Genomic DNA, 9113 nt, shown 5'->3' on the forward strand with positions numbered 1-9113 from the left:
GCGCGGCCGTGAGCTTCTGGAGGAGGGCGTGCAGGGTGTCCCGCTCGGCCTGGTCGAGCGGGGCGAGGATCGTGTCGTCGGCGGCGGCCACGGCGGACGCGAACCCGGCGACGAGCTCGGCCCCCTCGGGGGTGGCGTGGACGCGCTTGCTGCGCTCGTCACCGGCCTCGGTGCGCCGCTCGACCAGACCTCGCGCCTCCAGGCCCTTGAGCAGGCTCGAGACGCTGGCAGGGCTGGTCCGGGTGATCGCCGCGATGTCCCGCTGGATGGTCCCGGGGTTCCGCGCGAGGTAGCCGAGGACGAACGCCTGCTCGTGGCTCAGCCCGCGGGTGCGGACCCAGTCCTCGCCGGCCTTGCGCTGGGCCCAGCCGATCCAGCGGACCAGGTCGAGCGTCGTGGTCATCTCGGGCGCGTCCATGGTGTGAAACCTAAGTGTTAGATGTCTAACTGTCAACCGTCGAATTCTCGCGTCTCGGCCCCGGGAGCGTCCCGCGGGCGCGGAGCCCTCAGGCCAGGTCGCGCGACGACATCGCCCGGTCGGCGGTGATCCGCAGCACGACGCGCTCGACGGCGGGGTTCGGCGGGCGGTAGCGCGCCGCGTACCGCGCGACGGCGTCGGCGATCTCCGCCGGGTCGTCGACGACCTCGACGGTGCCCTCCAGCGTGAGCCAGCGCCGGCCGTCGACCTGGCACAGCACTGCGCGCGCCGGTTCCCCGGCCGCGCGACGACGGGCGTTCACGGCCTTCTGGGTCGTCGGCCTCGTGGTCACGCGCGCCACGCCGGCGTCCTCGTCCCAGGTGAACGCGACGGGCACGACGTGCGGGGTGCCGTCGGCGCGCAGGGTGGTGAGCGTCGCGAGGTGGCGCTCCGTGACGAAGGCGAGCCGGGTGGGCGAGAGGCGGAGCACGCCGGGAAGCGTACGGTGCGCGCGGCGCACCGGCGTCAGCGGCCGAGCCGCTCCGAGCCCTCCGCCAGGTCGGCGCTCCGCTCGGGGCGCGGGACGCACAGCTCCAGCGCCTGCGGGCGCACGGTGACGGTCATGGTGCGACCGGGCTCGATGACGTCGCCGTCGACCTGGCGGCGCTCCTCCCGGTCGCTGACGACCCGGATCCGCGCGGCGCGCAGCACGTCCAGGTGCGCGACGCTGTGCGGGTGCCGCAGCACGCCCCAGACCGTCTGCACCCAGTGGCCGATCGTGCGCGGCGCGAGCACGGCGACGTCCATCTGCCCGTTGTCGGGCTCCGCGTCGGCGAGCAGCCGCACGCCGCCCTGCAGGCGCCCGACGTTGCCGATGATCACCGAGCGCGCGCGGCGGCGCACCGGGGGCCGGTCGTCGAGGTGGATCTCCAGGTGCATGCTGCGGTCCCGCAGGTGCTTGAGCGCCGACACCACGTACGCGACGGGACCGGCCTTGGCCTTGAGCGCCGTGGAGGCGTCGTCGAGCAGCGCCGCGTCGAAGCCCATCCCCGCCATCACCGCGAAGACCCGCCCGTCGGCCTCGCCGACGTCGATCCGGCGCCGGCCGTGCTCGGTCGCGATCTGGACCGCCGCGGCGGGGTCGTCCGGCACCCCGAGGTTCGCCGCGAGCAGGTTGCCGGTGCCGGCGGGCAGCACCGCGAGGGCGACGTCCGTGCCGGCGAGCCCCTCGATGCAGGACCGCACGGTGCCGTCGCCACCGCAGGCGAACACGACCTGCGCGCCGTCCTCGACGGCCTGCCGGGCCTGGCCCGCACCCGGGTCCTCGGCCGTGGTCTCGACCCAGTCCGGCAGCGGCCACCCCGCCTCGGACAGCGCGGCCTCGACCGCGGCGCGCCGCTCCTCGAGCCCGTCGACGCGCACGGGGTTGTAGATGACGACCGAGCGCAGGGGCCCGGCGTCGCGCGCGAGCGAGGCGTCGCCGGGGTGGCGGTCGCCGTCCTGGGCGTCGGGGGTCGCGTCGGCGGGTCCGGTCGGGTTCATGGCGCTGCGTCTTCCGTCCTGGTGCGGGGCGCGGGCGTGCGGCCCGTGCGGTCACGACCGGAAGTGCACCACGAACGACGCGTCGGGGCGCGTCGAGCGGCACCCTCGTCGCAGGACCGGTGTCGGCCGGCGACGCGCGGGTGGTCCCGCCGGGTCAGGCGGCCAGGTGGAACGTGCGGGCGAACCGGTCGAGCAGGTCGCCGGGGCCGCGCAGCACCTCGACCACGCCGGACGCGATCGCCCCGGCCGGGTCGAGCTCGCCGGAGATGAGCCGGCGGATGCCCGGCCCCGCCGCGAACGCGAGGTCGGCGTCGTCGGCACCGTCGCCGCGGCCCACGGCGAGCGCCGGCCCGTCGACCCGGACGAGCAGGTCGGCGGGCCCGAGGCGCGCGGCGTAGGCGGTCGGCGGCAGGCCGGCGGCGACGTCCGCGCGGAACGCCGTGCGCAGGGCGACCGTCATCGAGTCCGCCGTGACGACCTGGCCCTCGCGCGGGTCGCCCATCGCCTTGAACCCCCACGCGCCGAGCGCGAGCACGACCGGCTCCAGCTCGCGCCCGTACGGGGTGAGCTCGTAGACGATCACCCGGGACCGCGGCGCCCGCCGGATCACCCCGGCCTCCTGCAGCTCCTTGAGCCGCGCCGCCAGGACGTTGCTCGGGATGCGGGGGAGCCCCGCGGCGAGCTCGCCGTAGCGGCGCGGCCCGACGAGCAGGTCGCGCACGATCAGCAGCGCCCAGCGCTCGCCCACGAGCTCCAGCCCGCGGGTCACGCCGCAGTACTGCCCGTAGTCGCGCGCGGCCATCGTGCTCAGGCCTGCTGGTCGGCGACGGCGGCCGGGCCGTTCGCGGCGGCGACCGGGTCCATCCAGCCGAACTCGAGCAGGTTGCCGTCGGGGTCGGCGATCTGGCGCTGGTACATGAACCCGTAGTCGGAGGCGGGGCGCTCCTCGACGCCGCCGGCGCCCTGGCCCCGGGCGATGATGTCGTCCACGGCGTCGCGGCTGTCCAGGAAGATCGCGGTGGCGACGGAGACCGTCGTGGACGGGTCGCCGATCGGGCGGTCGCTGAACGTCTGGAAGTAGTCGCGGGTCACGAGCATGAAGTAGCCGTGGTCCTCCTCGACGACGACGCACGCGGCGTTGTGGTCGGTGAACAGCGGGTTGATCGTGAACCCGAGCGCCTCGTAGAACGCCTTCGCGCGCTCGAGGTCGGTCACCGGCAGGTTGACGAAGATCGCGGACATGGTGCACTCCCTCGGACGCGGCTGACTGTGACGCGGACCACACTTGCAAAAAGCAAGTGCGGCGTCAAGACCCGGCCGGCCCCCGGACGGGGTGCGCCCGTGCCACGCTTCCCCCGGGGCGAGCCGGTCGCCCCGGGACGGGGGAGACGTGCTGCTGCAGGACACGGTGCTGGGCGTCGTCGGGATGAACGTGCTCGCCGTGCTCCTGGTCGTCGCGCGGGCGCCGCTGTTCGGCACCCGGCTCTACCGCCCGATGCTGCTCAACGTCGGGCTGTCGATCGCGCCCGTCGTCGTGCTCGGGGCGGGTGTCCTGCTGGTCGGCGTCCTGCTCGCCGCGGGCGCCCCGCGCGGCGTCGGCGTCGCGGCCGAGGCGCTGGTCGTGCTCGTGTGGCTGCTCCTGCTGCCCAACGCCGGGTACCTGGTCACCGAGCTGAACCAGTCGCACCGCAGGCCCGGCGAGCGCGTGCCGGAGTGGTACGACATCCTCCTCGTCCTGTCGCTGGCGATGTCGGGCGTGCTGAACATGCTGATCAACGTGTTCTTCGTGCAGCTCGCGTACGTGGCGCTGCGGTTCGACGACGTGGACGCGCTGCTGTCCGCCGAGGTGCGGTGGCTGACGGTCGCGGTGCTGCTGCTCGCGGCGTTCGGCGTCTACCTCGGGCGGAACATCCGGGTGAACAGCTGGGACGTGCTGCGGCCGTGGCGGCTCGTGGCGCGGGTGGTGGCGCACCTGCGGGGTCCGGGGCGGCTCGCGCAGGCCGCGGGCTTCACCCTCGTCTGCGGGGCGTTCTTCGGGCTGATGCACCTGGTGGTCGTCGGTCCGCTCGTCGGCGCGGTCGTCGCGCTCGGCTAGCCCCCCCGCCCCCGGCGACGGATATCCGGTTGACCGACCTCGGTACGGTCGCGGGATGCACCAGGACCTCCCGCTCGCCGGCCGCACGGCGCTCGTCACCGGCGTCTCGCGGCGGCAGGGGATCGGGTACGCCGTCGCGCGCGAGCTGGCGCGCCTGGGCGCGAGCGTGTTCACGCACGACTTCGCCCCGCACGACGCCGGCCAGCCCTGGGGCGGCGACGACCTGGGCGCCGTGGCGGCGGGGGTCCGGTCGTCGCTCCGCGGGGACGCCGTCTCGGGACGCCGGAGCGCGGACCTGCGGGACCCGGCCGAGGTGGACGCGCTGCTCGCCGCGGCCCGCGGGCTGACCGGCTCGCTCGACGTGCTCGTCTGCAACCACGCGCGCAGCGGCGGCGACGGCTCGGTCCTCGACATGACCCCCGAGGTGCTCGACGCGTTCTGGCAGACCAACACCCGGTCGACGATCCAGCTCACCCAGGGCTTCGCCGCGCAGCTCGCCGCGGCACCCCCGTCGGGGACGCGGCCGGGGGAGCGCCCGCCGCGCCGATCGCCCGCCGACCCGGAGCGCGCCCCGAAGGTCGTCTGGATGACGTCCGGCCAGCAGCACGGCCCGATGCGCGGCGAGGTCGCGTACGCCGCGTCGAAGGCCGCGCTCGCCGGCCTCACCGCCACGGTCGCGGCCGAGCTCCTCGACCTCGGGATCGTGCTGAACACGGTGAACCCCGGGCCGGTGAACACCGGGTACCTGGACCCCCGGTCGACGGACCGGCCGCTGGCGGAGCTCGACGCCCTCCGGGCCGCGACGCCGTTCGGGCGGTGGGGCGAGCCGGCCGACCCCGCGCGGCTGATCGGGTGGCTGGTGAGCCCGGCCGGGTCCTGGGTCGTCGGGCAGGTGCTGACGTCCGACGGCGGGTTCGGGCTGCAGTGAGCGTGTCGGCGCCGGCCGCTACGGTGCCCCGGTGCACCTCATCGAACGCGGGACCGGCACGCCGGTCGTCCTCCTGCACGGCTTCGGCGTCGACCACCGCGTCCTGCTCCCGCTGGACCCCGTCTTCGAGGAGGCCGGCGGGTGGCGGCGCCTCTACCTCGACCTGCCCGGCGCCGGCGGCACCCCCGTCGGGGACGTCGCGAGCACCCGGGACGTGGTCGACGCCGTCGAGGACGAGCTCGCCCGGCTGATCGGCGACGAGCCGTTCGCCCTCGTCGGGCAGTCGTTCGGCGGCATGGTCGCGCGCCAGGTCGCCCACGACCTCCGGCCCCGGGTGCTGGGGCTGGCCGTGGTCGCGGGCGTGTTCGTCGCCGAGCACGCCCGCCGGGACGTCCCGCCCGCCACGGTCCTGCGCACCGACCCCGAGGCCCTGGCCCTGGCGGGTGAGGCCGCCGCCGACTACGCCGAGGGTGCCGTCGTGCAGTCGCCGGCCCACGTGCGGGCGTTCCTCGAGCACGTGCGGCCGGGCCTGCTCGCCGCCGACCAGCAGGCGCTCGAGCGGATCGCCGCCCGGTACTCCCTCGACCGCGAGCCGGAGGACGCCGACCCAGAGCCGTTCACCCGCCCGGGCCTCGTCATCACGGCCCGGCAGGACCAGGTCGTCGGGTACGAGGACGCGTGGGCGCGCCGGACGCACTACCCGCGGACGACGTTCGCGGTGCTCGACGCGGCCGGGCACGACGTGCAGGTCGAGCAGCCGGACCTGACCGCCGCGCTCGTCGCCGACTGGATCGCACGGGTGCGGGCCGACGCCTGAGCGTCCTCAGCCCCGGCGCAGGTCCTGGGCCAGCATCACGATGATGCCGCTCGGGCCCCGCACGTAGGTCAGCCGGTACACGTCCTGGTAGGTGGCGACGCCGCGCAGGGGGTGGCAGCCGTGCCGCGCGGCGATCGCCAGCGCGGCGTCCAGGTCGTCCACCGAGAACGCCACCCGGTGCATGCCGATCTCGTTCGGCCGCGTCGGACCGGTCTCGATCGCGTCGGGGTGCAGGTACTCGAACAGCTCGAGCTGCCCGCGGCCGTCCGGGGTGCCGAGCAGCGCGATGCGCGCGTGGTTACCGTCGAGGCCCACCGCCGTGTCGGCCCAGTCGCCGCTCACCTCGTCCCGGCCGAGTAGCTCCAGGCCCAGGTCGGTGAAGAAGGCGATGGTCGCGTCCAGGTCCCGGACGGCGATCCCGACGTTCTCGAGCGCGATCGGCATGCGCCGCACGGTACCGCCGTGCGGCGCACGCCGGAGGTCCACCACGCGCGACGGCACCGCCGCAGGCGCCGTCCCCCGCCACGCGCGACGGCACCGCGGCGGGCGCCGCCTCAGCCGCGGGCGACCGCGGCGACGAACCGCGCGCTGTGCTCCTGCACGGCGGCCACCCGCCGGGCGACCACCGCCGCCGCGTCCTCGCCGGCCTCCACGATCGTCGGCCGCCGCCGGGCGTTGCGCGAGCACGCGAAGTCCGCGCAGATGAGCGTGCCGATGGTGTCGCCGTTCCGGCCGGCCGGGCCGGCGAGCCTGGCGACGAACAGGGCGACGTCGTTCGTGGCGACGACGTCCTCGCACCACGCGCACACGGCGCTGCGGCGGGTGGTGCCGTCGGACGCCCGCAGCACCATGCCGGTCGGGCGGTCGTCGACCCGGGTGACGACGTAGGCGCGGCGGTGGTTCTTCGGGTCGGTCCAGCCGAGGTAGTCCAGCCGGTCCCAGTCCAGGGGCGTCAGGTCGGGCAGGACGGCCTGGGCCGCGTCGCGGCGGGAGCAGTTGACGAAGGACGCACGGATCTCGGGCACGGTCAGGGCACGCATGGCGGGGCTCGCTCTCGGGGAGGTGGTGACGGCCGGCGCGGTCAGGGCCGCGCGGGCACGGGGGAGCGCCGTCACGGGGGACCGTGCCGCGCACCCGTGCGGGTGCGTGCGCCGGTCCGGCGTGACGACGGGGGCCCCGTCACACAAGGTGGCCGGTTCGGCCGACCTCGCTCCCTGCGGACATCCGCCGTCTCCTCGCGCTGCTGCGGCCGCGGCGGTTCGCGCGGCTCACCCGGACCGATGATGCACCGCGGTGCGCCCGGGCGTCACGGTCATTTCCGGGCGGCGGCCCGCCCCGCACGACAGCGGGTCCGACCCCGCCGATCGGACTAGCATCACCGGCTGACCTGAGGGTCCGGCCGGCCGGCCGGGCGCAGGGTGGTCACCGATCGCGCCGGGGTGGTGGCCGCGGTGCGCTGCCCACGAGAGAACCACGACGAGAGAGGCGACCCGTGAACGACTGGAACACGAGCATCATCGAGGAGTTCCGCGCCCACGACGGCAAGGTCGGCGGCCGGTTCGAGGGCGCGCCCCTGCTCCTGCTGCACACGACCGGCGCCCGGACGGGGGAGGAGCGCGTCAACCCGGTGATGTACCGGGACCTCGGCGACGGCCGGGTGGCCGTGTTCGCGTCGTACGCGGGGCTGGACGTCAACCCGGCGTGGTTCCACAACCTCGTCGCGGAGCCGCGGGTGTCCGCCGAGATCGGCACGGGCACCCGCGACTTCGCGGCACGGGTCGCGACGGGGGACGAGCGCACGGCCATCTGGGAGGCGCAGAAGGCCGACTACCCCGGCTTCGCCGGGTACGAGGCGAAGACGTCGCGGGAGATCCCGGTCGTCGTGCTCGAGCCGCGCTGACGCGGGTCCCGCCACGTAGCCCCCCCGCGGACCTCCCGCTCCGCCCTCCTGAGAGCCCGACCTCGCTCCCACGGGTCGGGACGCCCGCCCTCGCCCGTCCGGCGCGTGCCAGAGTGCGTCCCACCTGAGGAGAGAGGCGGCAGCATGCCCAAGACGGTGGTCCACCTGTTCCACGACGACGACGACTCCGTGGTCACCGGGACCCGCGTGGCGCAGCGGATCCTCGAGGTCGCGGGGGACCGGGGCGTCGAGCTCGAGGTGTTCTGCTTCGGTCCGGCGCAGCGACGGATCGGCCGGCGTGCCACCGAGGCCGACGCGACGTTCGACCGGCAGCTGGACGAGCTGGTGGCCGCCGGCGTCGTGGTCGGGGCGTGCGTCAACTCGGCGCGGGCAGACGGCGCGGAGGCCGCCCTCGAGGCGCGCGGCCTGCGGCTCCGGGTCGCCCGGGACGAGCTGCTGCGCTTCACGCTCGAGGGCGCCACCGTCGTCACGTTCTGAGGCGCGGCCCGGGCGGGCCCGGCCGTCACCTCGTCGTGACGGACCCCAGCTCGCCCACCCGCCGGACGTCGGCGAGGGTCGACGACCACGCCCCGGCGTCCACGTCGAGCCGGGTCCGGAGCCACGCGGTGGTGACCCGCTGCACGAGCCCGACGCGGGCCGGGCTGGGGTCGGTGGTCTCGGCCACCTCGTGACCGACGACGCCGCCGAGGGAGTGCTCGCCGCCGGCCAGCGTCAGCAGCGCCTCCGCGCCGGGGCTCTGGTGGTAGGCGTCGGTGAACCAGTCCGGCCCCCGGGTCGACAGCGCCGACTGGTCGGCGTCGCCGGCGACGACCAGGGTCGGCGTCGTGAGGTGGGCGTACGCGGGTCGCATGAACGGCAGGTGCTCGGCGGCGAACGGCGTGAGGTCGGCACCGTCCCCCGTCGCGGCGAGCAGCACCCCGGCGCGCACCCGCGGGTCCGCGAACCGCTCCTCGGGCGACCCGTCCGGGCTGAGCACGCCGGCACCCAGCAGCGCGCCGGCCGTCTGCGCGCCCCAGGAGTGCCCGGCGACCGCCACCCGGTCCGGGTCGAGCCTGCCGGCCAGCCCGGGGAGCGCGGCCGCCACGACGTCGAGGTGGTCGAGCACCGCCGTCAGGTCGGCGATCCGCCACCGCCAGATGTCGGCGAACCCCGGGTCGTCGTGGCCGAGCCCGCGGGACCGCGAGTCGAGGTGGGTGGGCTGGACGACGACGAGGCCCGCGCCCGCCCAGTGCTCCGCGAGCGGGGCGTAGCCGTCCATCGACCAGCCGTTGCCGTGGGAGAGGACGACGACGGGCAGGCGGTCGCCGTGCAGGGGAGCGGTCACCCGGACGAGCAGGGGAGCGGGGCGGCCCGGGGCCGGGAGCTCGACGGGCTTCACGGAGCTGATCGGGG

General features: G+C 75.8%; 13 protein-coding genes. 5 read left to right on the forward strand and 8 right to left on the reverse strand.

Annotated elements, in window-relative coordinates; all coding sequences use genetic code 11:
* The 5 genes from G6556_RS14455 to G6556_RS14475 all read right to left on the reverse strand — a co-directional run.
* Positions 1-418: MarR family transcriptional regulator (locus G6556_RS14455; protein WP_166942793.1), on the reverse strand; the 418-nt coding region annotated here is incomplete at its 3' end.
* 88 nt (positions 419-506) lie between these two features.
* A complete protein-coding gene (locus G6556_RS14460) occupies positions 507-908 on the reverse strand; it encodes a PPOX class F420-dependent oxidoreductase (RefSeq protein ID WP_166942795.1) in 402 nt (133 codons plus the stop codon).
* Between the two features lie 35 nt (positions 909-943).
* Positions 944-1960 carry a diacylglycerol kinase family protein gene (locus G6556_RS14465; RefSeq protein ID WP_166942798.1) on the reverse strand — a complete coding sequence of 339 codons (1017 nt, stop codon included), beginning with the start codon at positions 1958-1960 and terminating at the stop codon, positions 944-946.
* 154 nt (positions 1961-2114) lie between these two features.
* Complete coding sequence (locus tag G6556_RS14470; RefSeq protein WP_166942801.1) at positions 2115-2762, reverse strand: helix-turn-helix domain-containing protein; 648 nt, start codon at positions 2760-2762, stop codon at positions 2115-2117.
* A 5-nt stretch (positions 2763-2767) separates the two neighbouring features.
* Entirely contained in the window at positions 2768-3202 is a 435-nt protein-coding gene (locus tag G6556_RS14475) for a VOC family protein (RefSeq protein WP_166942803.1), read from the reverse strand.
* A 148-nt stretch (positions 3203-3350) separates the two neighbouring features.
* Between G6556_RS14475 and G6556_RS14480 the strand changes: the two genes are divergently transcribed.
* From G6556_RS14480 to G6556_RS14490, 3 genes are read left to right on the forward strand one after another with little or no spacing between them, the layout of a single operon-like run.
* A complete protein-coding gene (locus G6556_RS14480; protein WP_166942806.1) occupies positions 3351-4055 on the forward strand; it encodes a DUF1361 domain-containing protein in 705 nt (234 codons plus the stop codon).
* A 55-nt stretch (positions 4056-4110) separates the two neighbouring features.
* On the forward strand, positions 4111-4983 hold the full coding sequence (locus G6556_RS14485; protein ID WP_166942809.1) for an SDR family oxidoreductase: 873 nt from the start codon (positions 4111-4113) through the stop codon (positions 4981-4983).
* A 31-nt stretch (positions 4984-5014) separates the two neighbouring features.
* On the forward strand, positions 5015-5800 hold the full coding sequence (locus tag G6556_RS14490; protein WP_166942812.1) for an alpha/beta hydrolase: 786 nt from the start codon (positions 5015-5017) through the stop codon (positions 5798-5800).
* A gap of 6 nt (positions 5801-5806) precedes the next feature.
* Here G6556_RS14490 and G6556_RS14495 read toward each other — a convergent pair whose 3' ends face one another.
* A complete protein-coding gene (locus G6556_RS14495) occupies positions 5807-6244 on the reverse strand; it encodes a VOC family protein (protein WP_166942815.1) in 438 nt (145 codons plus the stop codon).
* Positions 6245-6354: 110 nt separating this feature from the next.
* Entirely contained in the window at positions 6355-6840 is a 486-nt protein-coding gene (locus tag G6556_RS14500; protein WP_166942818.1) for an FBP domain-containing protein, read from the reverse strand.
* Between the two features lie 452 nt (positions 6841-7292).
* Here G6556_RS14500 and G6556_RS14505 point away from each other — a divergent pair, with 452 nt between their 5' ends.
* Entirely contained in the window at positions 7293-7700 is a 408-nt protein-coding gene (locus tag G6556_RS14505; protein ID WP_166942820.1) for a nitroreductase family deazaflavin-dependent oxidoreductase, read from the forward strand.
* 144 nt (positions 7701-7844) lie between these two features.
* The gene (locus G6556_RS14510; RefSeq protein ID WP_166942823.1) at positions 7845-8198 is read left to right on the forward strand and encodes a hypothetical protein; all 354 of its coding nucleotides are present in this window, start codon (positions 7845-7847) and stop codon (positions 8196-8198) included.
* Between the two features lie 25 nt (positions 8199-8223).
* Here the strand turns inward: G6556_RS14510 and G6556_RS14515 are convergent.
* Positions 8224-9113, reverse strand: an 890-nt coding sequence (locus G6556_RS14515; RefSeq protein ID WP_166942826.1) for a chlorophyllase, incomplete at its 5' end; no start/stop codon positions are given.

Source organism: Cellulomonas sp. IC4_254 (assembly GCF_011603975.1).
Classification (GTDB): Bacteria; Actinomycetota; Actinomycetes; order Actinomycetales; family Cellulomonadaceae; genus Cellulomonas.